This is a genomic window from Streptomyces lacrimifluminis, from assembly GCF_014646095.1.
GTDB lineage: Bacteria > Actinomycetota > Actinomycetes > Streptomycetales > Streptomycetaceae > Streptomyces > Streptomyces lacrimifluminis.
Genome location: NZ_BMMU01000004.1, coordinates 183,792 through 207,592, shown reverse-complemented (window position 1 = coordinate 207,592; position 23,801 = coordinate 183,792). Strand labels below are relative to the sequence as shown.

General features: G+C 71.2%; 20 protein-coding genes. 11 read left to right on the top strand and 9 right to left on the bottom strand.

All coding sequences use genetic code 11. The annotated features are described in order from the left end of the window. Positions 1-13 precede the first annotated feature (13 nt). Both IEY89_RS08485 and IEY89_RS08480 read right to left on the bottom strand, forming a co-directional pair. Entirely contained in the window at positions 14-685 is a 672-nt protein-coding gene (locus IEY89_RS08485) for an O-methyltransferase (protein ID WP_189146670.1), read from the bottom strand. Between the two features lie 75 nt (positions 686-760). Further along, on the bottom strand, positions 761-1,642 hold the full coding sequence (locus tag IEY89_RS08480) for a metallophosphoesterase (protein WP_189146669.1): 882 nt from the start codon (positions 1,640-1,642) through the stop codon (positions 761-763). A 319-nt stretch (positions 1,643-1,961) separates the two neighbouring features. On the opposite strand from IEY89_RS08480, the gene IEY89_RS08475 reads away from it, so the two are divergent. Next, positions 1,962-4,013, top strand: coding sequence for a bifunctional glycosyltransferase 87/phosphatase PAP2 family protein (locus IEY89_RS08475; protein ID WP_189146668.1), 2,052 nt, complete (start codon positions 1,962-1,964; stop codon positions 4,011-4,013). Between the two features lie 189 nt (positions 4,014-4,202). Here IEY89_RS08475 and IEY89_RS08470 read toward each other — a convergent pair whose 3' ends face one another. From IEY89_RS08470 to IEY89_RS08460, 3 genes are all read right to left on the bottom strand, one after another. Beyond that, positions 4,203-5,264 (bottom strand): AraC-like ligand-binding domain-containing protein, encoded by a 1,062-nt coding sequence (locus IEY89_RS08470; RefSeq protein ID WP_189146925.1) that lies wholly within the window; start codon positions 5,262-5,264, stop codon positions 4,203-4,205. A 122-nt stretch (positions 5,265-5,386) separates the two neighbouring features. Further along, positions 5,387-6,313: a phytoene/squalene synthase family protein gene (locus IEY89_RS08465; protein WP_189146667.1), complete on the bottom strand. Its 927-nt coding sequence runs from the start codon at positions 6,311-6,313 to the stop codon at positions 5,387-5,389. Between the two features lie 248 nt (positions 6,314-6,561). Next, a complete protein-coding gene (locus tag IEY89_RS08460) occupies positions 6,562-7,782 on the bottom strand; it encodes a cytochrome P450 (RefSeq protein ID WP_308437423.1) in 1,221 nt (406 codons plus the stop codon). Positions 7,783-8,068: 286 nt separating this feature from the next. Between IEY89_RS08460 and IEY89_RS08455 the strand changes: the two genes are divergently transcribed. From IEY89_RS08455 to IEY89_RS08410, 10 genes are all read left to right on the top strand, one after another. Further along, positions 8,069-9,238, top strand: coding sequence for a steroid 3-ketoacyl-CoA thiolase (locus tag IEY89_RS08455; RefSeq protein ID WP_189146665.1), 1,170 nt, complete (start codon positions 8,069-8,071; stop codon positions 9,236-9,238). 130 nt (positions 9,239-9,368) lie between these two features. Then, the gene (locus tag IEY89_RS08450) at positions 9,369-10,220 is read left to right on the top strand and encodes a helix-turn-helix domain-containing protein (RefSeq protein ID WP_189146664.1); all 852 of its coding nucleotides are present in this window, start codon (positions 9,369-9,371) and stop codon (positions 10,218-10,220) included. Continuing rightward, positions 10,202-10,471 carry a DUF397 domain-containing protein gene (locus tag IEY89_RS08445; protein ID WP_189146663.1) on the top strand — a complete coding sequence of 90 codons (270 nt, stop codon included), beginning with the start codon at positions 10,202-10,204 and terminating at the stop codon, positions 10,469-10,471. The genes IEY89_RS08450 and IEY89_RS08445 overlap by 19 nt, the downstream gene beginning before the upstream one ends. 90 nt (positions 10,472-10,561) lie before the next feature. Next, entirely contained in the window at positions 10,562-12,391 is a 1,830-nt protein-coding gene (locus tag IEY89_RS08440) for a serine/threonine-protein kinase (RefSeq protein ID WP_189146662.1), read from the top strand. Between the two features lie 190 nt (positions 12,392-12,581). Further along, positions 12,582-13,928 (top strand): glycoside hydrolase family 125 protein, encoded by a 1,347-nt coding sequence (locus IEY89_RS08435; RefSeq protein ID WP_229695103.1) that lies wholly within the window; start codon positions 12,582-12,584, stop codon positions 13,926-13,928. A 46-nt stretch (positions 13,929-13,974) separates the two neighbouring features. After that, a complete protein-coding gene (locus IEY89_RS08430) occupies positions 13,975-14,745 on the top strand; it encodes a response regulator transcription factor (protein WP_189146661.1) in 771 nt (256 codons plus the stop codon). Continuing rightward, positions 14,732-16,804 (top strand): sensor histidine kinase, encoded by a 2,073-nt coding sequence (locus IEY89_RS08425; RefSeq protein ID WP_189146660.1) that lies wholly within the window; start codon positions 14,732-14,734, stop codon positions 16,802-16,804. The genes IEY89_RS08430 and IEY89_RS08425 overlap by 14 nt, the downstream gene beginning before the upstream one ends. A gap of 123 nt (positions 16,805-16,927) precedes the next feature. Then, the gene (locus tag IEY89_RS08420) at positions 16,928-17,314 is read left to right on the top strand and encodes a hypothetical protein (RefSeq protein WP_189146659.1); all 387 of its coding nucleotides are present in this window, start codon (positions 16,928-16,930) and stop codon (positions 17,312-17,314) included. Between the two features lie 101 nt (positions 17,315-17,415). Beyond that, positions 17,416-18,057 carry a class F sortase gene (locus tag IEY89_RS08415; RefSeq protein WP_189146658.1) on the top strand — a complete coding sequence of 214 codons (642 nt, stop codon included), beginning with the start codon at positions 17,416-17,418 and terminating at the stop codon, positions 18,055-18,057. Positions 18,058-18,241: 184 nt separating this feature from the next. Next, positions 18,242-20,635: a protein kinase domain-containing protein gene (locus IEY89_RS08410; protein WP_229695102.1), complete on the top strand. Its 2,394-nt coding sequence runs from the start codon at positions 18,242-18,244 to the stop codon at positions 20,633-20,635. Positions 20,636-20,910: 275 nt separating this feature from the next. Here IEY89_RS08410 and IEY89_RS08405 read toward each other — a convergent pair whose 3' ends face one another. From IEY89_RS08405 to IEY89_RS08390, 4 genes are all read right to left on the bottom strand, one after another. Further along, on the bottom strand, positions 20,911-21,132 hold the full coding sequence (locus IEY89_RS08405; protein WP_044473203.1) for a hypothetical protein: 222 nt from the start codon (positions 21,130-21,132) through the stop codon (positions 20,911-20,913). 274 nt (positions 21,133-21,406) lie between these two features. Further along, the gene (locus IEY89_RS08400; protein ID WP_189146656.1) at positions 21,407-22,093 is read right to left on the bottom strand and encodes a YoaK family protein; all 687 of its coding nucleotides are present in this window, start codon (positions 22,091-22,093) and stop codon (positions 21,407-21,409) included. A 111-nt stretch (positions 22,094-22,204) separates the two neighbouring features. Continuing rightward, positions 22,205-22,624, bottom strand: coding sequence for an aggregation-promoting factor C-terminal-like domain-containing protein (locus IEY89_RS08395; RefSeq protein ID WP_189146655.1), 420 nt, complete (start codon positions 22,622-22,624; stop codon positions 22,205-22,207). A gap of 316 nt (positions 22,625-22,940) precedes the next feature. After that, positions 22,941-23,765, bottom strand: coding sequence for an ECF transporter S component (locus IEY89_RS08390; RefSeq protein WP_189146654.1), 825 nt, complete (start codon positions 23,763-23,765; stop codon positions 22,941-22,943). Between the last annotated feature and the right edge of the window lie 36 nt (positions 23,766-23,801).

Genomic DNA, 23,801 nt, shown 5'->3' with positions numbered 1-23,801 from the left:
GGAGCCGTTTCGGCTATGCCACGACCCTCGCCAGGGCGAAGCCGTCGTACCCCTTGCTGCCCACCGTCTGTACCGCCGTGCCGCTCAGCCTCGGGTGCTCGGCGATGAGCTGGAGGGCGGCGCGGGTGCCCCGGATGCCCGGGTCGGTGGACTCGGCGTCGGTCACCGCGCCCCCGCGCACCACGTTGTCGACGATGATCAGGCTGCCCGTGGTGGTCAGCCGCAGGGCCCACTCCACGTAGTGCGGGTTGTTGGCCTTGTCGGCGTCGATGAAGACCAGGTCGAACGGCCCGGGATTCTCGTCGGCCAGCTTGGGCAGCGTCTCCAGGGCGGGGCCCGTCCGCACCTCGGTGATGGCGTCGAGGCCGGCCCGGGCGAGGTTGCGGCGGGCGACGTCGGCGTGCTTCGCGTCGTACTCCAGGGTGATCAGCCGGCCGTCGGCCGGGAGCGCGCGGCCCAGCCAGATGGTGCTGTAGCCGCCGAGCGTGCCGATCTCCAGGATGCGGCGGGCGCCCTGGATCTGGGCGAGGAGCTGGAGCAGCTTGCCCTGGTTCGGGGCGACGCTGATGTGCGGCAGCCCCTCCGCGTCGCTGTCGCGCAGCGCCGCCTCCAGGGCCTCGTCGGCCGGGGCCAGGAGGTCGGTGAAGTAGTCGTCGACGTCTTCCCAGCGCTGGGACTCGCTCATGAGAGCCGTACCTTCCGTTCGTGACCGGGGTGTGAGGTGCGGGGGTGTGCCGAGTCGCTTGTAGCCCTCACGGGGTTATTTGTAGCCCTCACGGGCGACGAGGTCGGTGATCCTCGCCTCGTCGAGTTCGTAGACGGTCTCACCGGCGCGCGGGTCGCGGGCGTGCAGCGTGTGGAACAGCGGGCCGTGCGGCGAGCCCAGGTCGACGAGAGTGGCCGAGGCTCCGCGCACCGCTCGTTCCGTGTCCGCCGGGCCGGTCAGATCGATCCGGCTGACCACTCCCGGCGTCACCCACACCGGCACGGACTCCAGGTACCCCATGATCTGGAGGTGGAAGTGGCCGCACAGGATCAGCCGTACGTCGCTGCCACGGACCGCGTCGGCGAGGTCCGCCGGGTTGCCCAGCCCCATCGCCCGCTGGAGCGCGGTGCCCAGGGTGACCGGCGGATGGTGCAGCACGACCGTCGTGCCGTACGGCGCCGGGGTGCGCAACAGCTCGCGCAGCCATTCGAGTTGGGCGGCGCCCAGGTATCCGTACACCTTGCCCGGCACGAGCGAGTCGAGGGTGACGATCCGATGCCCCTCGACCACGCTCGACGCCGCCAACTCGCCTTCGGTGGAGGTGAGTCGTGAGTCGGCGCGGTCTTTGCCCGCCGGGTCCAGGTGTCCGCTGCCCAGTGCCTTCGCGAAGGCGCCGCGCTCGTCGTGGTTGCCGGTGGCGCAGAACACCGGGATGCCCCGCTCCCGGGCGAACGAGCCCACCAGGTCCCGTACGACCGCGTACTCCTCGGGCGCCCCGCTGTCCGCGAGGTCCCCGCTGACGACGACGGCCCCGAGGCCCGTGAGATGGCGGACGTCGGCGAGCATCCCGCGCAGCGACCCGGTCGGGTCGATGCCGTCGCGTTTGGGCGCTCCGGAGTGATCGATGTGGGTGTCGGAGAGATGGAGGATCCGCATCCCGGCGACGCTACTCCGGGCTCGGGCGAGCCATGCCCGTCTTCGGGCGGACCTTGTCCGATCCGGCCGGAAAGCGACCGGTTTCCTGCCTCCGTGCGGTCCGCGGGCGGCCGAGGGGCGGAACGGGAGCCCGGGCGGACTATCGTCGACCGGACAAAAGGCCGGACGAATGGCCGGAGTCCCTCAGGTGAAGCGGGGGTTGCTCGCGTCTCACTTCGAGGGGCGGTGCGATCCTCGGGGGATTCGTACAGGATGATACGTGTGGGGCAAATGGTGCCCTTGTTGCGTATGGGACAGACAGGGCGGAGGCCTGCGAGGCGTGGCGAACGCAGAGCACGGTGGTGGAGCGGGAGGTGCCTTCGGAGCGGGCGCCGCCGGGACGGCGCAGGCACGGCTGAAAGTGACCCGGGTGGCGCTCTGGCTCGTCGTCGCCGTCCTCGCGGTCAGACAGGTGGCCGCCGTCCTCAGTACCCCGAAAGCGGACCGCCTGACCGACCTGGAGACCTGGGTCGGACCCGACGGCGTCCTGCATGTGAACGGCTCGCTCTACGACTCGACCCGGTTCACCGGCACGCCCTTCGGCGGGCTCGTCCTCAAGCCGCTCACCCGGGCCGCCGAGCAGGCCCTCGGCTGGGGCTGGACCTTCGGCACCCTGCTGCTCGTCGTCGCGCTCGGCGTGGTCGCCGCCCGCGCCCTGCCCACGCCCGTGAGCCGTCGCACCTCGCTGCTCGCCGCGCCCGTCGCGATCAGCCTCCTGATGCTGTCGCTGCCCGTGCGCAACACCCTCCACCTCGGCCAGACCAGCATCATCCCCGTCCTGCTGGTCCTGCTCGGCTGCTTCGTCGCACGCGAGGAACGGGCCGCAGGCGCCCTGATCGGCCTCGCCGCGGCACTCCAGCCCACCGTGCTGCTGTTCGCGCCACTGCTCTGGTTCACCGGCCGCCGCCGGGCCGCCGTCTCCGCGGGGATCACCTTCGTCGCCTGCACCGCGCTCGCGTGGGCCGCGATGGCGGACGACTCGTACACCTACTGGGTCCACCACATGGGCGGGGCCGGGCTCGGCGGCGCCGCCGACGACCTCGCCAACCAGTCCCTGCACGGCGCCCTGCTGCGGCTGGGCGTCGAGGGCCCCCTCGAAATCACCCTGTTCCTGGTGCTCGGCGCGGTCGTAGCCGCCCTGGGCCTGCGCCGGGCGGTGCGCTACGCCCAGGACGGCCAGCTGCTGCTGGCCGTGGCGATCATCGGCTGCGCCGCCGTCGCGGTCTCGCCCACGGCCTGGCAGCACCAGCTGCTGTGGGTACTGCTCGCGGTCGTCGGCCGGGTCGGCAAGCGTGCCTCCGACCGCTACATGTGGCCGGTCGCCGTCATCATCGTGATGACGCTGCCCGCCAAGATGGTCATCCCGAACGTGGGCGCCCTCCACCCGGTCCGCGACAACATCGTGCTGCTGGCAGCCGTCGCCGCCGCCACCGTCGTCCCGTTCCTGTCCCGGACCTCGGAGTTCTACCGCTCCCCGGTCCCCACGGGCTACGCGCCGCCGGTCCCCGCCCGCTTCAGGCGCGTCCCGCTCCTGCCCTTCCTGCGCCGGGTGCTCACCCGCCCGAACCTGCTCCTCGAACTGCTGCTGATCCGCGTCACGTACGCCGTCTACCAGAAGGTCCGACTCGCCGCGACCGGCGGCACGATCTCGGGCGGCCGGTCCACCGCCGAGGCCCACGGCCACCAGATCCACGACATCGAGAAGTTCCTGCACATCGACATCGAGTACTGGGCCAACCACGCGGTCGTGAAGATCGGCTGGCTGCGGGACTTCTTCGACTTCTACTACACGTCGTTCCACTTCCTCGTGCCCCTGACCGTCCTCGGCGTCCTCTACTGGCGCCGCCCGGTCGACTACCGCTGGGCCCGCGCCTCCCTCGGCTTCACCACGTTGCTCGGCCTCGCCGGCTTCTGGCTCTATCCGCTGGCGCCGCCGCGGCTGATGCCGGATCTCGGGATCATCGACACCGTGTACGGCGTCCAGGACTTCTCCCAGCCGGACTACGGCACGCTCACGGCCCTGGTCAACCAGTACGCGGCGATGCCCTCGCTGCACTTCGGCTGGTCGCTGTGGTGCGGGCTCGTCATCGCGATCGTCGCCCCCAAGGGGTGGATGAAGGCGCTGGGACTGCTGCATCCGTTCTTCACCGTCTCCGCGATCGTCGCGACCGGCAACCACTGGGTGCTGGACGCGGTGGGCGGGGCGGCGGTGGTCCTGGCCGGGTTCGGACTGTCGTACGTCTTCATGGGCCCGCGCGCTCGTACGGTCGTGGCGGCGGCGGAGAACGACGCCGAGCCCCGGCCGACCCCGGCGGCGACAGGCCGCACCTGACCGGCCACCGGGCCCGTCGCCCGCAGCGGGTCGCGGCGGTGGGCGTCCTCCAGGAAGGCCATCAGGCGTACGGGGGTGCCCCGAGCGGCGCGCCGGTCCAGAAACCGTGCTGCCAGGTGGCGGCGGCCACGACGGGCAGGGCGACCGCGAGGCCGGCCGGCAGGCCGGGCCCACTCCGATGACGGGACCTCAGTTCCCGTTCGGCACCCGGACCACCCGTCCGTCGGCGGACCCCGTCGGGATGTCCTGCGGTGCTGTCGGTGCTGTCGGTGCTGTCGATGCCGTCGCCCGGAGCCGGTATTCGGTGGGCGGTACGCCATAGGCGGTGCGGAAGGCCCGGCTGAACTCGGCGGGACGGTTCAGGCCCCAGCGGGCGGCGATGGTGTGGACGGGCGTGGCGCGCAGGGCGGGGTCCGCCAGGTCGCGGCGGGCACCTTCCAGCCGCTGGGCGCGGATCCAGGCGGCGACCGTCTCGCCGTCGCTCTGCTGCTGGAAGAGGCGGTGCAGGTAGCTGACGGAGATGTGATGCGCGGCGGCGATCACCGGCGGGGCGAGGTCCGGGTCATGGAGGTTGCGCCGGATGAAGGCCCGTATGTGCGCGGTGAGGGTGTGCCGGCGGGTTTCCGGGGACAGGGCCGACTCGGTGTCGAGTTCCTGGGCGAACCAGGCCAGCAGCAGATCGAGCGCCACCGTGCCCAGGCGTGGCACGTCGGACGGCTGGAGGGAGTCGGCCTGCTGGGCCAGGCCGGTGAGGAAGCCGGCCAGCAGGGCGCCCACCCCCTCCTGCGCCGACAGCCGTCTGGCCAGCAGATCCCCGACCCGGTCCGGTGACACGGGTACCAGGGCCTTGGGGAGCTCCACGCCCACCCCCGTGACCCCGCAGTTGTCCTCCGGGGGCCCCACGTCGTACGGCCGTGAGGTGTCGACCACGTACAGGTCCTGCGGGCCGTGGGTGTCGGCCCGCCCGGCATGGTCGACGCCCAGCCCGCCGCCGAGCACCAGGGACACGTGGTAGAACTCCGGGTCCGACTGCCGCACCATGCGCGCGGTCCGCCTGAACCGCATCGGCCGGAACGCCCCCGGCCACACCGTCACCGGGCCCAGCTGCAACAGCCGCTGCTCCGCCCAGAAGTCGGCGGCGTAGTCGCTGCTCATGTCGCTGGGCGCGTGCGTCCGGCCGATCAACTCCCGCCAGTGGTCGAACCGGTGCTCCGCCGCCACGTCCTCACTCCGGAACACCGTCCCGATCATCGCGCCCGCACCTCTGTCCTCGTCCACCTCGGCCGTCCCCGTCACGGACGACCCCGACAGCGCCCCGGCAGGCTTCAACGTGCTCGTTCGGAAGCGTAGTTGAGAGCGTGCGTCGACAGGCGCTAGGAGCCTGCTCGCAGCGCGGGCAGGGTCAGGTCCGGGCGGTGTGAGCGGGCCAGCAGGCGCAGACAGACGGCCGGGTTGTCACGGACCGGACGGCGGGTGACCGCGGCGCCCATCGTCGTCGCCCGGCGCAGGCGCTGGTCGTGCAGGAGGATGACGAAGCGGGTCAACGTGCGCTGCTCCGCCGGGAGTTCGGCGACGATCCGGGTGGCCTCGCGGAGCGTGGCGTGGGCCGTCGCCGCCGTGGCGGAGAGCAGGGAACGGACGCCCGGGAGGTCCCGGCCCTGCTCCAGGTCGGACCGTACGACGCCGTGTTTCTCCAGGTCGTCGGTGGGGAGGTAGAGGCGTCCGTCGCGCAGGTCCTCGGCCAGGTCGGTGAGGAAGTCGGTGCGCTGGCAGGCGTCGGCGAGCAGTCGGCAGCTGTCGGCGTACGCCTGGCTGCCGCCGCCCGGCATCGACAGTCCCGAGGTGATCATGAGGAACGGCCAGGTGAGCTTGTCGATGTACCCCTGATAGTCGTCCTCGGTGGTGAACCCGCCGAAGTCCAGGTCGATTTCGGCCCCGACGAGATATGAGTCCACCCAGGAGCGCGGCAGTTCACGTGCCTCGGCGGTGTGCAGGAAGGCCCGCAGCAGGGGATGCCGGGCGGTTCCGGTGTCCAGTGCCGTGCGCACCTGCTCGGCCCAGCCGGCGTAGCGACGCGTCCGCTCCTCCACCGTGCCCCGGTCGCACAGGTCGTCCGTGAACGACGCGAACGCGTATCCGGCCAGGATGTGGGGCTGGAGACGGGCGGGCATCAGCAGCCGTACCGCGACATGACCGGCGGGTTCCCGGCTCAGCATGAACTGCTTGGCCTTCAGGTAGGCGGCGCGGTCGTCGCCGTCGGCCACTCCCGCCGCGTCCAGACAACGTTGCCAGGATCGCACCGGCACGCCTCACCGTCGTAGTTGCAGTTGCCATCGCAGTCTACGGGGGGTGCTGGACGGAGGCAGGGGCGGGGCGTGGGATGTGCCCCTGCCTCACGTCGGGACGGGCCGGCGACGCCGGGAGGCCGCCGGCCCGAGTCACGCGGCCCTCTCGGGCGGCTGTGCCTAGGGCCTGTCGTCTGGATCACGCTTGGGCCGCAGGACAACGGCGCCGCAACCTGAAGCCAGCGTGATCCAAACGACAGGCCCTAGCCCGTGCTGACCTGGAGTTCCTTGACGCCGTTGACCCAGGCCGAGCGCAGGCGGCGCGGGTCGCCGGCCAGGGTGAGGCCCGGCATGGCGTCGGCGAGGGCGTTGAAGATCAGGTTGATCTCCAGGACGGCCAGGGACTTGCCGAGGCAGAAGTGCGGGCCTCCGCCGCCGAAGCCGAGGTGCGGATTGGGATCGCGGGTGATGTCGAAGACGTCCGGGGAGTCGAAGACCTCGGGGTCGCGGTTGGCGGAGGAGTAGAACAGGCCGACGCGGTCGCCCTGTTTGATCTTCTGGCCGCCCAACTCCGTGTCCTGGGTGGCCGTTCGCTGGAAGGAGATGATGGGGGTCGCCCAGCGCACGATCTCCTCGGCGGTGGTTTCCGGGCGTTCGCGTTTGTACAGCTCCCACTGGTCGGGGTGGGTGAGGAAGGCGTGCATGCCGTGGGTGATGGCGTTGCGGGTCGTCTCGTTGCCCGCGACGGCCAGCACCAGCACGAAGAAGCCGAACTCGTCCGAGGCGAGGTTGCCCTCGTCCTCCGCCGCCACCAGCGTGGTGACGATGTCCTTCGCCGGGCACTGCTTGCGGTCGGCGGACATGTTCATGGCGTACGCGATGAGGTCCATGGCCGACTGCTGGCCGATCTCCTCGGTGATCGCGTACTCCGGATCGTCGTACGAGATCATCCTGTTGGACCACTCGAAGATCCTGAGGCGGTCCTCCTGGGGGATGCCGATCAGCTCGGCGATGGCCTGGAGGGGCAGTTCGCAGGCGACCTCCGTGACGAAGTCGAAGGGGCCGCTGCGGGCGGCGGCGTTCGCCGCGATGGCGAGCGCGCGGCTGCGCAGGTTGTCCTCCAGGGCACGGATCGCGCGCGGGGTGAAGCCGCGCTGCACGATCTGGCGGACCCGGGTGTGCTCGGGCGGGTCCATGTTGAGCAGGATCAGCCGCTGGGCGTCGATCGCGTCGCGCTCGATGTGCTCGTTGAAGCGGATGATCGCCGTGTTGGTGGTGGACGAGAACAGCTCCGGGTGCGTGGACACGTACTTGACGTCCGCGTGCCGGGTGACGGCCCAGTAGCCCTCGTCGGCGAAGCCCGCGATGCCAGGGTGCTGGGGCACCCAGTGGACCGGCTCGGTGGCGCGCAGCTCGGCGAACTCCGGGAGAGGTACGCGGTCTTGGAGCAGGTCGGGGTCGGTGAAGTCGAACCCTTCGGGCATCGCGGGACAGGACGCCATCGGAAACTCCCGTCATCTGACCAGTATCTGACGGTCCATCAGGAATGAGTGGGTGTCGCGAAGGTAGTAACGGGTTCTAGAAGAGGCAAGGGGTGCGACGCCCTCAATTCCGGGCACCACTTGTGGTATCGGGCGCTGCAAGGGGGTTGCGGTGCCGGACGGGCCGTCAGCAGACTGCAAGCAGAACTAGAACGCGTACTAGTTCTGCGTGGCGGGTGGCCGGGACGCCCGCGCCGCGCGGGTGACCTGAGGAGAGGAACTCCCCATCATGGCCGCGGAACCCGTGATCGTCGAAGCCGTACGCACCCCCATCGGCAGGCGCGGCGGCGCGCTCGCCAACCTGCACCCCGCCTACCTGCTGGGCGAGACCTACCGCGAACTTCTGGGCCGCACCGGCATCCCCGCCGACTGCGTCGAACAGATCGTCGGCGGCACGGTCACCCAGGCCGGCGAACAGTCCGCCAACCCCGCCCGCACCGCCTGGCTGACCATGGGCCTGCCGTACGAGACCGCGGCGACCACCGTCAACGCCCAGTGCGGCTCCTCCCAGCAGGCCTCGCACATGGTCGCCAACATGATCGCGGCGGGCGTCATCGACGTCGGCATCAGCTGCGGGGTCGAGGCCATGTCGCGGGTGCCGCTGGGATCGGCGTCCAAGCACGGCCCCGGAAAACCGTTCCCGGAGGAGTGGAACGTGGATCTGCCCAATCAGTTCGAGGCGGCGGAGCGGATCGCCCGTCGGCGCGGACTGACCCGGGAGAACGTGGACGCGCTGGGGCTTCTCTCCCAGGAACGGGCGGGGGTCGCCTGGGCGGAGGAACGGTTCAAGCGGGAGACGTTCGCCGTCCAGGTGCCCACCACGGAGGAGGAGCAGGGCGCGGGGCAGGGCATGTGGCGGCTCGTCGACCGGGACGAAGGCCTGCGGGACACCTCGATCGACGCGCTGGCCTCCCTGAAGCCGATCATGCCGACCGCTGTCCACACGGCGGGCAACTCGTCCCAGATCAGCGACGGTTCGGCGGCGCTGCTCTGGGCGTCGAAGCGGATGGCGCGGGCGCTGAAGCTGCGCCCGAGGGCGCGGATCGTGGCCCAGGCGCTGGTGGGTTCCGACCCGCACTTCCACCTGGACGGTCCGATCGACGCGACCCGGGCGGTGCTCGGCAAGGCGGGCATGACGCTGAAGGACATCGACCTGATCGAGATCAACGAGGCGTTCGCCTCTGTGGTGTTGAGCTGGGCACAGGTCTTCGAGCAGGACCTGGACAAGGTGAACGTGAACGGCGGCGCGATCGCCCTCGGGCACCCGGTGGGCGCGACCGGGGCGCGGCTGATCGCCACGGCGCTGCACGAACTGGAGCGCGTGGACAAGGAGTTCGCGCTGATCACGATGTGCGCGGGCGGTGCGCTGGCGACGGGGACGATCATCCAGCGGTTGTGAGGGCGGGGGTGAGCACGCTGGTGGCTGCGGCTCACTCCTCAAGGGGGTCGTCCGGCTTTTGCCTGTGCCCTGTGCACCCGGTGGATTACGGTGCGTGAGAATCCATGGGCGCTGCAAGGGGGAGGGCGCGATGCCGCTACGACCACAGCGACGTACGGTGACGAGCCGCAGCCAGGAGCCGCGCCAGCGGTTCGCCGAGGAACTGAAGGCGTTGCGCGAGGCGAGCGGGGAGAGCCTGCGGCAGCTGGCCGAGAAGGTGGGCTGGGACTTCTCCCTCTTCGGCAAGATGGAGAACGGCCACACGCTCGGCAGCGCCGACGTGGTCGTGGCGCTCGACCAGTACTACGACACGGGCACGTTGCTGGTGACGTTGTGGGAGATGGCGCTGGGGGAGAAGGCCGAGTTCAAGGAGCAGTACCGCGAGTACATGGAGCTGGAGTCCGAGGCGGTGAGCCTGTGGCACTTCGCGGTGAGCACTGTGCACGGCTTGCTTCAGACGGATGGGTACGTGCGTGAGGTGCTCGCCGTGGGAGGTATCGCGGGCGAGGAGCTGGACCAGCAGGTGGAAGCGCGGGTCGGCCGTCGCGCGTTGCTGTTGCGCGAGGGCGCGCCGATGTTCCGCAGCATCCTGTCCGAGGGTGTGCTGCGTACCCCGCTGCGGGACGCCAAGGCATGGCGAGAGCAACTCGTATACCTCGTGGAGATGGCCGACCGCTCGAACGTCGCCCTCCAGGTGCTGCCCTTGGGCGTCGGTATCCACAGCCTGGTCAGCACGGACGTGATGTTCCTTCGCCTGGGTGATGGCCGAACGAGGGCCTACACCGAGACCGCTTACCACGGTGAACTCATCGAGGAAAACGAGGGGGTTGAGCGCCTGCAACGTGCGTACGATTCGGTGCGTGACCTGGCCCTGTCCCGCACCGAGTCGCGGAAGTTCATCGGGCAAATGCTGGAGGAAGTACCGTGCGATCCATCGGCCTGACGGCTGCGACCTGGCGCAAGAGCAGCTACAGCAATCCGGACGGCGGCGAGTGCGTCGAGGTTTCCGACGACTTCCTGATGGCTGCCTCCTGGCGCAAGAGCAGCTACAGCAACCCTGATGGCGGCGCGTGCCTCGAAGTCGCCGACAACCTCCCCGTCATACCCGTCCGTGACTCCAAGAACCCCCACGGTCACGCCCTCGTCTTCCCCGCAGCCGCCTGGGCGGCCTTCGTGACTACCCTGCGGAACTGATCGAAACCCTGTGCGCACGCGCGAGCTGAGTTAGCCTCGTTCTGCCAGTGAGGCGAACTGGTGTGTGGAGAACATCACTTCGGGGGTTTTGTGAGGGACGAAGCTGCCGCGCTGCGGCAGGCCGGAGCTGCCCCCCTGCGTCCCGCCGACCCTGAACACATCGGCCCCTATGTGCCGTTGGCGTTGCTGGGCAGCGGAGGCATGGGGCGGGTCTTTCTGGCGCGCCCGTCGGACGACAGTCCCGGCCTGTTCGCGGTCAAGGTGATCCGCCCGGAGTACGCCGAGGACCCGACGTTCCGGCGCCGGTTCGAGCAGGAGGCGTTGGTGCACGGCCGGGTCCGTTCGCCGCGCGCGCCGAGGTTGTGCGGTACGGGGTTCCAGGACGAGTTGCTGTGGATGGCCACGGAGTACCTCGCCGCGCTCGACCTCACGGAAGCCGTACGGGAGGACGGTGCCCTGGAGCCGGGCGCCGTCTGGCGGTTGGTGGCGGAGTTGGGGCAGGCGCTCGCCGACCTCGCCGCCACGGGGATCGTGCACCGGGACCTGAAGCCGTCCAACGTGCTGCTGTCGCTCCGGGGCGCCCACGTCATCGACTTCGGCATCTCCAAGGCGGCCGACGCGAGCGCGATCACCGGCACCGGAAACCGGGTCGGAACGCCCGCCTACATGTCCCCGGAGTACCTGCGGACCGGCCACTGCGACGCGACGTCGGACGTGTTCTCGCTCGCCGGGACCCTGATCTACGCGGCGGCCGGCCGGGCGCCCTTCGGCGACGGGACCGGCGTCGACGTGATGCACCGGGTCGCCTTCGAGGAGCCCGACGCCGAGGTGATCGGCGAGATCACGGCCACCGACCCGGCGCTGGGCGAACTCCTGGCCGCCTGCCTCGCCAAGGAACCCGAGCGGCGACCGACGCCGACGGCGCTGATCGAGGCGGCTCGTGATCGTGCCGGCGCGTCCACGGAGGCGTCCGGGTGGCCGCAGCCGCTGCTCGGCAGGGTGCTGGAGCGGCAGCGGGCGTACGACGTCCTGTACCGCGTCCCCGTCGCACAGGCGGCGGAGCTGCGCTTCCCGGGCCACCGCCCGAACCCGGCGCGGGCGCTACCGGTTCCGGTTGCCGCGAAGGACGCGGCCCTGGTCCCGGCGGCGGACCCGGCCCTCCCGGCAGCGGCGTCCGCCGAGACGTCCCTGGGGCAGCGGCGCCCGACGGGAGCTCTCGCCCGGGTCCGCAGACGTCCCGTACCGGCCGCCGCGGTGGCCCTCGCCCTCTGTGCCCTGGCTGCCCTGGTCTTCGTGCTCACGCGCCCGGAAACCGAGGCGATCGCCTCGCCGCCCGGTGTCGGCCCGACGTCCTCCGCCGACACCGCCGCCGAGGCGGGGGGCGAACTGCCGAAGCCGGGCACCTCGGACGGGAAGTCGGTCCCGAGCACGTCAGGCAACGGCACCGAGACCGCCGACGGGCCCGCCGACCCCTCGCAGGTCGCCGACGACACCGACGACGACGGGGACAGCGACGCCGGGAACGACCCCACGAACCCCGACGCCCCTACCGACACGGCCACGAAGCCGGGCGCGAGCACCGACCCCGACCCGGGCACGGACGGCGGCACCGGCACCACTCCCACCGCCACTCCGTCCCCGGACAGCTCCACGACGGAGCCCGCCACGTCCCCCTGGGTCACCGACTGCACGTACTACACGGGCAAGGCCCGCACGGCCGTCGGCGACACCGGGAAGCGCGTCAAACAGGTCCAGTGCATCCTGTCGAAGCGCGGATACGACATCGGTGGCACCGGCGTGGACGGGGTGTTCGGCGAAGGACTGGAGGCCGCGATGATGAAATTCCAGACCGACAAGGGACTGGCCGTGAACGGCATCGTGAAGCGGGCGACCTGGGACAACCTGCGGGCGACGCAGTGACTTCGCCCGGGTGACAGGGCAGCGCCACCCTTGCATGGTGGACGCTCGCGTGTCCGGCTTGCCTCCGAAAGGGCCGCCTTTGCACCCCCTTGCGCGGTGCGGGGGTCGGTACGTACGCTCCGACAACGTTGTCCAAGGGGGTTGTCCCAGTGTCTGAGAAGTGCTGCGGGAAGTGCGCGAGAGGATGATCATGCGGTCGATCGACGAACCGGAAGGTGAGCTGCCGGAAGGCCTCCGGGCTCTGCGTGCCGACGTACACCGCGAGCTTCGCTCCCTGGACCCGCGCGCCGCCGACCGCTTCACCGGGCTGTTGACCGGCACCTGGGGCAGGGCCATGCGCCCGCTTCCCGACGGCGAGGTCTTCGTCCTCACCGGCGACATTCCCGCGATGTGGCTGCGCGACAGCACCGCCCAGGTCCGCCCGTACCTCCTCGCCGCCGACGATCCCGCCGTCGCCGCCGCGCTCACCGGCGTCCTGCGCCGCCAGCTGCGGTACGTCCTCGCCGACCCGTACGCCAACGCCTTCAACGCCGAACCCGACGGCTCCGGCGCCGGCTACCTCGACGAGCCGGCCCCCGCCCCGCTGGTCTGGGAGCAGAAGTACGAGGTCGACTCGCTCTGCGCCCCGCTCCAGCTGGCCTACGGCATCTGGCGGGCGACCGGCGGCCTCGGCCACCTCACCGCCGACGACCGCTTCGTCCGCGCCGCCCGCCGCATCATCGGCCTGTGGCGGGTCGAGCAGGACCACGAGAACCGCTCGCCGTACGAGTTCCGGCGCCTCGGTGACGACGCGTTCGACTCGCTGCCGCGCGGCGGCCGGGGCGCGCCGGTCGCGCCCACCGGCATGACCTGGTCCGGCTTCCGCCCCAGCGACGACCGCTGCCACCACGGCTACCTGGTCCCGTCCAACACCATGGCGGCCGTCGCGCTGAGCGGTCTCGCCGAGCTGGCGACGGCGATCGGTGACCCGGGCCTCGCCGCCGACGCCATGGCCCTCTCGGGCGAGATCGCCACCGGGGTGCGCACGCACGGGGTGACCGCAGGGGCAGACCCGACGGTGTACGCGTACGAAGTCGACGGTCTCGGGGGGCAGTTGATGATGGACGACGCCAACATCCCGAGCCTGCTCTCGCTGCCCTACCTCGGCTGGTGCGACCCGGGCGACCAACTCTACCTCCGCACCCGCGAGTTCGTCCTCAGTGACGCCAACCCCTTCTACTACGCGGGCGGTTCGGCCTCCGGCATCGGCAGCCCGCACACCCCGCCCGGTCACGTCTGGCCGCTCTCCCTCACCATGCAGGCGCTGACCAGCGACGACGAGGCCGAGCGGACCCGCCTCGCCGAGCTGCTGCTGCGCACCGACGGGGGCACCGGCTCCATGCACGAGAGCTTCCACGTCGACGACCCCGGGACCTTCACGCGCCCCTGGTTCGGCTGGGGCGACGCCCTCTTCGCCGAGCTGCTGCTCGACCTCACGGGCCGCTCGACGGCACGCCTGCATCCCCGGCTGTCCACCACCGAACCGCCCTCACGGTAAGGAGACTTCGGACCTCCCGGCACCGGCGGTCGCTACCATCTCCGGCGTGTGCGCAAACATTGTGGTCGCCGAAGACGACGCGAAGCAGGCCGAACTGGTGCGCCGCTATCTGGAGCACGAGGGCCACACCGTCACGGTCGTCGAGGACGGCCGGACCGCTCTCGAAACGGTCCGGCACCAGGAACCCGACCTGGTCGTCCTCGACGTGATGATGCCCAGAGCCGACGGCCTCGACGTCGTACGGATCCTGCGCGCCGAACGCCGGGAGGTGCCGGTGCTGATGCTGACGGCCCGCAGCACCGAGGACGATCTGCTGCTCGGCCTCGACCTCGGCGCCGACGACTACATGACCAAGCCGTTCAGCCCGCGCGAACTCACGGCCCGGGTACGGACGTTGCTGCGCCGCAACCGGCGAGGCACCGACCCGGCTCCCGGGACGGAACCCGCCCCCGCTCCCGCCCCGGAGCCCGGAGCGACCCCGGACGACGAGGTGTTGACGGTCGGCGCGCTCAGGATCGATCCCGCGCGGCACGAGGTGTCGGTCTCCGGGGCGCCCGTCGACTGCACGCCCGGCGAGTTCCGTATCCTCGCGGCGATGGCCGCCGAGCCCGGCCGGGTCTTCACCAGGGCGCGGCTCCTGGACGAGTTGCACGGCTTCGACAAGTACATCAGCGGCCGGACCGTCGACGTGCACGTCATGAACCTGCGCAAGAAGATCGAACGCGCCCCACGACGGCCGGCCCGTCTCATCACCGTCTTCGGCGTCGGCTACAAACTGACGGACCCCGCGAAGAACGTGCGCCATGCGTCGTCCTGACGCGGGGGGTGCGGCGAGGGCCCGGCTGCCGCTCCGCAAGAGCCTGGCGGGGCGGCTGCTGACCGTGTCGGCGCTGGTGGCCTCGTGCTCGGTCGCCGCGACCGCCTGGCTGGCCGTGCAGACGACCTCCGTCGCGATCCGCCAGGAGCAGGGGCAGACCCTCAAGTCCGACGCGAAGATCTACGACACCCTCCTCGGCTACGCGGCCACCCACTCCGACTGGGAGGGCGTCGACGCCACCGTGCGCGAACTGGCCCGGGAGTCCGGGCGCCGGATCGTACTCACCGACGAGGGCCGTCGCCCGTTCGTCGACTCGGCCGACTCCCGCTCCACGGGGGGCAGTTCGTCCGCCAACTCCCTCGCGTCGCAGCCCTCGGCAATCGTCGACCCGCTGTCCGTCGACACCGTGCTGGTGCCCGACGCGGCCAAGGCCGACGCGGACCGCGTCGATCCCCGGGCCGTGGGGCCCTTCCGGCTGCCCGCGAAGGAACGTGCCACGCTGCGGAAGGCGTCCGCCGGGAGGGTGGAGTGCCTCAGCCACATGGGTATCGCCGCCGACGTCGTCGACAGCCCGGGCGGACGGCCCCGCGTCCAGCTCGTGAGCGACGAGACCGCGAGCGGCACCGACAGCGAGATCGACCGCGACATGGAGGCGAAGTGCCTGGCCTCCTTCCCCGTCGACGCCACCCCGACCGAGCGCAAGGCCCTGAGTGCCCTCAACCAACTGGCCGACGCCTGCCTGAAACGACAGGGCCGTACGCCCGTCAAACTGAACCTGGACCTGTCCTGGGACCGGAGTTACCTGGCCGGGCAGGACGACGCGGTCCCCAGTACGGAGGAGGGCCTCAGCAAGCGGGAGGCGGCAGCCCTGGCCGCCAAGAAGCGGGAGGACGCCGAGACGGCCGAACGGAAGGCGGCTGCCGGTGGCGCACTCGACTACACCCCCTCCGAGATCCGCGACAGCGCGTACGACCGGGCCGTGGCCGCATGTGTCGTCAGCGCCCGCCGGGAACAGCTCACGGGCTATGTCGCCGAGCCCGCACTCCTGTTCATCGACGGGCCGGACGCCGCCGGTGTACCCGGCTTCGACCTCTCCCGCGCCAACACCGCACGCATCGCCGGGGTCACCGCCCTGGTCCTCGCCCTCACCGTCGGCGCCTCGGTGCTCGCCGGAGCCAGGCTCGTACGCCCGTTGCACGCGCTCACCGGAGCCGCCCAGCGCATGCGGGACGGCCTGGACGCGACGCCGGTGCCCGTGCGCGTCGTCTCGGACAACGAGATCGGGCGGCTGACGGCGGCCTTCAACGACATGGCGGTGCACCGGGCCCGGCTGGAGGAACAGCGCAAGGTGATGGTCAGCGACGTCGCCCATGAGCTGCGGACGCCGCTGAGCAACATCCGGGGCTGGCTGGAGGCGGCCCACGACGGACTGGCCGAACCGGACCCGGCGTTCGTCTCCTCGCTCCTGGAGGAGGCGGTGCAGCTCCAGCACCTCATCAACGACCTCCAGGACCTCGGCGCGGCCGACGCGGGCGCACTGCGGCTGCACCGGAAACCGGTACGCGTCGACGAACTGCTCGGCCAGGTCGCCTCCGCGCACCAGGGGATGGCCGAGACGGCGGGCGTCACCCTCACGGTCCTGACACCGCCGCCGGGCACCCCGCGCCCGCCGCTCCTCGACGCCGACCCCGTACGGCTGCGCCAGACCGTCAGCAACCTGCTCTCCAACGCGGTACGCCACACCCCGGCCGGCGGCACGGTGTCCCTGCGCTCCTACGTCACCGAAAGCGGGAAGCAGGTCGCCGTCGAGGTGTCCGACACCGGCAGTGGCATCCCGGCGGACGATCTCCCGTACGTGTTCGACCGCTTCTGGCGGGCGGAGAAGTCCCGCAACCGCAGCACCGGCGGCAGCGGCCTCGGTCTGGCGATCGTCCTCAAGCTCGCCGAGGCCCACGGCGGCACGGTGGACGTGACGAGCACGGAGGGGGAGGGCGCCACCTTCACCCTGCGGCTGCCGACTGCCGAGCCGAGGAAGACGGAGAGCCCCGGTCGGCCCTGATGGGATGACCACGACGATCTGACAGGTTCCTCACAAGTGGCCGCCAGAGTGGGGTCATGCCCGGAACCTGGTGCGGATCGGCAACCAGGAACGACCAAGCCGGGCTGGAACTGGAGCCCTCACATGTCCCGCCGTCTCACCCTGCGCCCGCTGCGTATCGCCCTCCTGACCGGCGTCGCGGCCGGCGCGCTGCTCGTCCCGGCCTCCGCTGCCCTCGCCGCCACCCCGACCCCGACGCCGGCCGCGACCGACTCGACCCCGGCCGACAAGGAGGCCCTGGAGAAGAAGAAGGCCGAGGACGCCAGGACGCGCAAGGCGGAGGAAGCCAGGAAGGCCGAGGCCGTGAAGGCCGGCAAGGACTACCCGCGTGGTGGTGTCGCCGCGGGCGAGGCCCCCGCCCAGGACGACAACTCCGCCACGCTCATCGGTTCGGCCACGGGCGCGCTGCTGCTCGCGGGCGCCGGCACCTACGTACTGCGCCGCCGCACCACCGCCCGCAACGACGGCTGACCCGCCGGCACGGCCTCTCGTACGAAACGGTGGCGCCGCCCTTCACCGGGCGGCGCCCTGTGCGTTCCGGCGAACCCCCGCATCCTGTTCTGGAGCCCGAGTTGCCCCCTGTACACCGTCCGGGCCTGTCCCGGGCCCGCCTCGCTGTCGCCCTCCTCGCGACCCTCGTCCAGCTCGTGCTGGTGACCGTGCTCACCGGCTGCTCGTCCAGCCCCGACCCGGTGGTCCGGGTCGCCCCCACCGCCGCGCCCGGCACCCCGGAGTCCGAGCAGTCCACCGCCTCCGGCACTCCGGCGGTTCCGGCCGCTCCGGCCGGGGTCGCCATCTCCTCCCTGGGGATCACCAGTTCGCTGATGGAGCTGGGCCTCAACAAGGACGGGACGGTCGAGGTCCCGCCGGCCGAGCAGGGGATGACCGCGGGCTGGTACACGGGCGGTGCCGTGCCCGGTGAGGTCGGCGCCGCCGTCATCATCGGCCACAACGACACCCACTTCGGCGAGGCCGTCTTCCACGACCTCAAGAAGATCGAGGAGGGTGCGGACATCACCGTCACCGACGCGACGGGAAAAGCCCTCCACTTCACCGTCACGGCCATGGAGAGCGTCAGCAAGAACGCCTTCCCGACGGAGAAGGTCTACGGGCCGACCCAGGAGCGTGCTCTACGGCTCATCACGTGCGACGGCGACTTCGACGCGCAGGGGCACCCGGTCGACAACCTCATCGTGTACGCGACAGCGAGCTGAGGGGCGGCGTGCGCGTGTCCGATTCGCCCTGTCGTCACGAGTAACGTCCGGACCATCCCTGCATGAAGTCTCAAGTAATGGCCATGAGTTGCCCGATTGTGTGCGCCACCTGCCCATCCAGCACCTACGCTCCCTCCCAAACCATTCGACGGGGAACAGACGGGGAACAGGCGAGCTGAGGACCATGGAGCCACTTCGTCCCACGGACCCGGAGCGGCTGGGGCCGTACCGTCCTGTAGCGCGGCTCGGCGCCGGAGGGATGGGCGAGGTCTTCCTCGCCAAGGACGACCGGCAACAGACCGTTGCCGTCAAGGTCATCCGTCCGGAGCTGGCCTCGGGCAAGGCGTTCCGCGACCGGTTCCGCCGCGAGGTGGACGCGGCGCGGGCGGTGAGCGGCACCTACACCGCGTCCGTCGTGGACGCCGACCCGGACGGCCCCGTCCCCTGGCTGGCCACCACGCACATCGTCGGCCCGACGCTGGCCGACGCTGTCGAGGAGTACGGGCCCCTGCCACCGAGATCGGTCCTGGCCCTCGGCGCCGGACTCGCGGAGGCGCTGATCGCCGTGCACTCCGCGGGGCTGGTGCACCGCGACCTCAAACCGTCCAACGTGCTGCTCGCCGCCGAGGGCCCCCGCGTCATCGACTTCGGCATCGTCCGCGCCACCGACGGCTACGAACTCACCCTGTCCGGTGTGCTGCTGGGCTCCCCGCGATACATGTGCCCCGAGCACGCCACCGGGGACCCGATGGGCCCGTCGGGCGACGTGTTCTGCCTCGGCTCGGTCCTGGCGTACGCGGCCACCGGGAAGGCGCCCTTCGACGGCGCGTCGGCGGCCACCCTGCTGTACCAGGTGGTGCACGGCACGCCCGACCTGACAGGCGTCCAGGAACCGCTGGACACGATCATCCGGTTGTGTCTCGAGAAGTCCCCGGCGGCCCGGCCCAGCCCGGACCGGGTGTCGGCGGCGTGCGCGCCCGTGGGCGTCGACGCGCTGGACTGGGACGGCTGGCTGCCGGAAGCCGTCCTCTGCGCGATAGGACGCCAGGGCGCCGGACTCATGGATCTGGACCTCGGCCTCGGCGCGAAGGCGGACGTCCTCCGGCGGAAGTCCGCCCCTGCCGCTGTGGCAGCCGCCCCCGGCTCCGGCACTCTCCGCGTCGACCCGCGCCTCGCAGCCCCTCGCCGACTGGTCACGGGACGCCCGGGCGGCCCGCACCACGTGGTCTTTCCGGAACTCCCCGATCTCCCCGATCGCCCTGGTCCTCCCGAACTCCCTGATCCTCCCGACCGACCGGGGTCCGGCCCGACGCGCGAGCAGTCCCCGCAGCAGCCGCCCGAGCCGTCGCCCGACCGGGGCACCCACCGAGCCCCGCGCTCGTCCCGGCCGGGCCCCTCCCGCCGCGGGGTGCTCACGGCCGCCGCGCTCGCCCTGGGCACCGGCGTCGCCGCACTGCTCCACGGATCGAAGGACGGGGCGAGCGGTGCGGCGACGCCCGCCGGTCCGGCGCCGGAACCCCTGTGGACGTACCGCAGCGACCCGCTCGTCCAGGCACCGGCGGTCTTCTACAAGGGCACGACCCTGCTGAAGACGCAGTCCGGCACCCTGTTCTGTCTCGGTCTCGCCGACGGTGCCAGTCCCCGGTGGACCTACCGGGGGATCAGCCAGTCACCGACCCCGCCCCTGATCGTCTCGGACGTCGTCGTCGCCCTCGGCACCGGCGCTACCGTGCTCGGCGTCGACCCGGTCACGGGCGCGGAGCGGTACTCGCTGGACTTCGGGGCGGACTTCCGGTTCGACACCCTGCTCGGCGGGGCCGCCGGTACGGTCACCATCGTCGGACTGCGGTTCGACCGTCAGGACAACGAGGACGGATCGCGGGGGTCGGCCACCTCGACGAACGTCGTCCTCGGTACGAATCTGCGGGCGCGCCTGGCCCAGGTCATCCCCATCAGCCCGGAGGACATCGGCCTCGACCTGAAACCGTTCATCGATTCCGCCCGCTTCGTCTACCTGGACGGGCTGCACCGGCTCACGGCCCGGGGCGGCGATGCCCGCGGGAGCGTGCTGTGGAGTCAGCGCATGGCGTCCGACTCGGAAGTCCGGTCGGCCCCGGTGGTACTGGACGGGACCGTGTTCGCCGTCGACAGCGAACTCGTCGCCGTGGACCTGGAGACCGGTGCGCTGCGCTGGCGCGTGAAGGAGGGGAGGGGCGGCTTCGCCTCCGTCGCGGTGGCGGACGGCACGGTGTACTGCACGACGAGCGACCCGCACGGCGTCGAGGCGTTCGACGCCACCGACGGCTCCCGGCGCTGGTTCTGCGAAACCCCCAGGCTGGACCTGGAGAATCCCCTCGTCGCGGGCGGCGACGCGGTGTTCGTCACGGCCGCGGCCAACAAGGACGGCTTCTACGCGATCGATGCCCGGCGGGGCGAGCTGCTGTGGAACTTCACCGACGGCCGGGACACGGGCATCAATGACTGGCAGCTCTCCTGCGACGCCGACGGCGGCACCGACCACCCGCTGATCGCCCAGCATTTCGACAGGGTGTACGCGCTTCCGATGCCTCGGTCCTGAAGGCACCCGGGAGCCCGTGACCCGTCACTGGGCGATACGGTCGGCGGTCACACGAACGTGGCGCCGCGGCTCAGAGCTGCTCCCAGCTGCCGGGGTCCTCGGCCAGGGTGGCGGAGGCGCCGGGAGTGCCCTCCCGGAAGGCCGGCGCCTGGAAGGGGTCGATCTCCGGGGTCGGTGTATCGGTCCTCGCGTGGAACGTTGTCGGTTCCGGCGCGGAGAACAGAGAATTCAGCTCGATGGAAGGTCTCCTGATCCTGGGGACGGCGCTGCGGAACTCACAGAACGGTCAGCTTGGCGTAGGGACTGATGATCCGTTCCTGACGCCCGCCGAAGTCGACGAGTACTGCGATGCCGTCCTCAACGGTGGTCACCCGGCCGAGGCCGAAGACGTCGTGAGTGACTCGGTCGCCTACCGCGAACAGCTTGGTAGGGGGTGCCACAGGGGCTTTGAAGGGGCTGGTGGCCAGATGGGCCCGCGTTACCGCTGTCTTTGTCATTGACTCCAGTATGCTCCGCGCGGGCCCGTCGTGGGCCCGATGGGTACCCCCGACTCTCGCGGGCCATGCGCGCGCCCTCCCCGCGTACGGGCGCGCGGGCACGGGTACGGGGTCACTCGCGGACACAGATCGTGCAGGTCACGCGGGGTGTGGAGACCCGGTTCGAGCCTCTGTGGCGGCCCGTCGGACGGTCCGGACCTACGCGCCATGATCGCGAAGAGTTATGAATCGGTAGCCACTTTCGCCCTGCCGAACAGCGTGCCGCGAGCCCGGATCACTCCCGCCCCGACGTACTCAACGCCAGCACGGCCACCACGACGGCCGCGACGAGGAGCGGAATTCCCAGGCCGTGACGGACCACGAGCCACGCCCCGAGCAGCGCGCCCAGCGCCATCGCCGCCACCGACGCCGAGCGGCGCGGAGAGCGTCCGCCCGTGCCGCCGGCCGCCCGGGAGTCGGCCGCGAGACCGGTGAGGGTCATCGTCAGGACGGTGGTCGTCAGGTCGGGGACGCCCAGCCTGCGGACGGTGGCGTTGCGCAGGCCCATGGCGAAGGCCGTGACCGCGATCAGCGTGTAGACGGTGGCCGTCGCGTCCGGTGCCGCGAAGGCGACCGCCGAGGACGCGCCCAGGAACACCGCCTCGGCGGCGAGGGTGACCCGGGCCCACCTCCGGCGTGAGCCATCGCCCAGGCGCCGTGCGACGCGCCCGCCGGCCATCGCGCCGACGACGAACGAACTCAGCGACACCAGGGTGTGCGGTACGGAGAAACCGGGCGCCCCTGCGGCTGCGAAGCCCAGCACGACGACGTTTCCGGTCATGTTCGCGGTGAACACATGGCCGAGCCCGAGATAGCTGACGGCGTCGATCAACCCGCTGACCACCGTCAGCACCAGCAGAACGGCCACCAGACGCAGACCGCGCGTTTCGGGATCGTACGGCTCGGTCGCCTCTGTGTTCATCGGGTCAGTCCACCACGGGGGGACAGGGAGGGACGGGGCGGGACCACGAAGGCGCCGGCCCCCGAAGTGATCGGGGGCCGGCGCCTTCGTGTCGGTTCCTGCCGGGCCGGCTCAGTACCAGTGGTGGGACTGCCAGAAGTTCCAGGCGCCGACCGGGCTGCCGTAGCGCTCGTTCATGTAGTCCAGGCCCCACTTGATCTGGGTGGCCGCGTTGGTCTTCCAGTCGGAGCCGGCCGAGGCCATCTTCGAGCCGGGGAGGGCCTGGACCAGGCCGTAAGCACCGGAGGAGCCGTTGGTGGCGTCGACGTCCCAGCCGCTCTCGTGCTCGACGATCTTGCTGAAGGCGTTGAACTGCGCGTCGTTCGGGATCAGCTTCTGCGCGATCGCCTTGGCGTCGGACGCGGAAGCGGTGGTCGCCGCCTCGGCGGGAGCCGCGGCCAGCACCATACCGGCGGTGGCGGCGGCCACGGCGGCGGTGGTGAGGGCCTTCTTCGGGGAGGCGATGGTGCGGGCGATACGGGAGACGAACACGGAGAACCTTTTCCTCGGGGTCAGGGCTGTCGCGGGCAAGTCGGTGCCACGTACTGCGTTCCTGCGTGGGTGGCGGTGACATGCGGTGGCGCCGCGACCCGTGAGGGTTCGTCGGCGCCGTGCGACTGCTCCAGAGAAACAAACCCGACAGCCGTCCGCAATCACCCCTTTTGCTAGTTGTGGTCGTATGTGGTTGATAAGTGGACTTTGTGACCTGGCTCTCAATGTGCAGGTCGGAGGCGGTTTCTGTGTGGGCATGACATGGATTTCGGTCTACTAATCCGCCTCGTAGGTGATCTGCGTCCTGTGGGCCGCTTCACGCGCCGGGCGCGTCGAAAGTGACCTGGCTCTCGAAAGCGGCCCGGCGGGTGGCCCGGCGCAGTGCCTTGAGGACGGTCGAGCCGAGGGTGATCGTCAGGACGACGGTGAGAACCGCGCGTCCCAGGTCCCAGCCGAGCGAGGTCGCCAGGCAGTACGTGACGAAGCGGGCCAGGTTTGTGGCGAGCGGCGCGTCGGGTACGAAGGCGATGTTCGAGGCCAGCTCGCCCATGAAGGGCCAGCCCGCCAGGTTCATGACCGTGCCGTAGGCGACGGCGGCCAGGAAGCCATAGGCGGACAGAAGGAGCAGTTCCGCCCGGCCGCGCAGGCGCTCCGCGCCCGGCAGCAGGCCCGCGCCCATCGTGAACCAGCCCATCGCGAGCATCTGGAACGGCATCCAGGGCCCCACCCCGCCCGTGAGCAGCGCGGACGCGAACATGGTCACCGAGCCGAGGACGAACCCGAAGCCGGGCCCCAGTACCCGTCCGCTCAGCACCATCAGGAAGAACATCGGCTCCAGGCCGGCCGTACCGGCACCCAGCGGGCGCAGGGCCGCCCCGGCCGCCGCCAGTACGCCGAGCATCGCCACCGCCTTAGGGCCGAGCCCCGACTCGGAGATCGTCGCCGCCACGACCGCGACGAGGAGGACGAGCAGCCCGGCGAAGAGCCAGGGCGCGTCCTGCGCGTGAGCGTTGACGGCGGAGGAGGGCGGCGCGAGGAACGGCCAGCCGAACCCCGCCACCCCCACGGCACCGACCAGGACGAGGACGGCGGTGGAGCGCGGCCCGAGGACGACGGGGCGGGGTTTTCCGGTGTCGTTCATCGGGGGGCCTCCCGTGCGTGGGCGGTCGTGGGGTGC

Bases quoted from the DNA above. Each gene is read 5' to 3' on its own strand.
- IEY89_RS08485 (WP_189146670.1), bottom strand. From the start codon at position 685: ATGAGCGAGTCCCAGCGCTGGGAAGACGTCGACGACTACTTCACCGAC.
- IEY89_RS08480 (WP_189146669.1), bottom strand. From the start codon at position 1,642: ATGCGGATCCTCCATCTCTCCGACACCCACATCGATCACTCCGGAGCG.
- IEY89_RS08470 (WP_189146925.1), bottom strand. From the start codon at position 5,264: ATGATCGGGACGGTGTTCCGGAGTGAGGACGTGGCGGCGGAGCACCGG.
- IEY89_RS08460 (WP_308437423.1), bottom strand. From the start codon at position 7,782: ATGCCCGAAGGGTTCGACTTCACCGACCCCGACCTGCTCCAAGACCGC.
- IEY89_RS08455 (WP_189146665.1), top strand. From the start codon at position 8,069: ATGGCCGCGGAACCCGTGATCGTCGAAGCCGTACGCACCCCCATCGGC.
- IEY89_RS08450 (WP_189146664.1), top strand. From the start codon at position 9,369: ATGCCGCTACGACCACAGCGACGTACGGTGACGAGCCGCAGCCAGGAG.
- IEY89_RS08435 (WP_229695103.1), top strand. From the start codon at position 12,582: ATGCGGTCGATCGACGAACCGGAAGGTGAGCTGCCGGAAGGCCTCCGG.
- IEY89_RS08425 (WP_189146660.1), top strand. From the start codon at position 14,732: ATGCGTCGTCCTGACGCGGGGGGTGCGGCGAGGGCCCGGCTGCCGCTC.
- IEY89_RS08420 (WP_189146659.1), top strand. From the start codon at position 16,928: ATGTCCCGCCGTCTCACCCTGCGCCCGCTGCGTATCGCCCTCCTGACC.
- IEY89_RS08410 (WP_229695102.1), top strand. From the start codon at position 18,242: ATGGAGCCACTTCGTCCCACGGACCCGGAGCGGCTGGGGCCGTACCGT.
- IEY89_RS08405 (WP_044473203.1), bottom strand. From the start codon at position 21,132: ATGACAAAGACAGCGGTAACGCGGGCCCATCTGGCCACCAGCCCCTTC.
- IEY89_RS08400 (WP_189146656.1), bottom strand. From the start codon at position 22,093: ATGAACACAGAGGCGACCGAGCCGTACGATCCCGAAACGCGCGGTCTG.
- IEY89_RS08390 (WP_189146654.1), bottom strand. From the start codon at position 23,765: ATGAACGACACCGGAAAACCCCGCCCCGTCGTCCTCGGGCCGCGCTCC.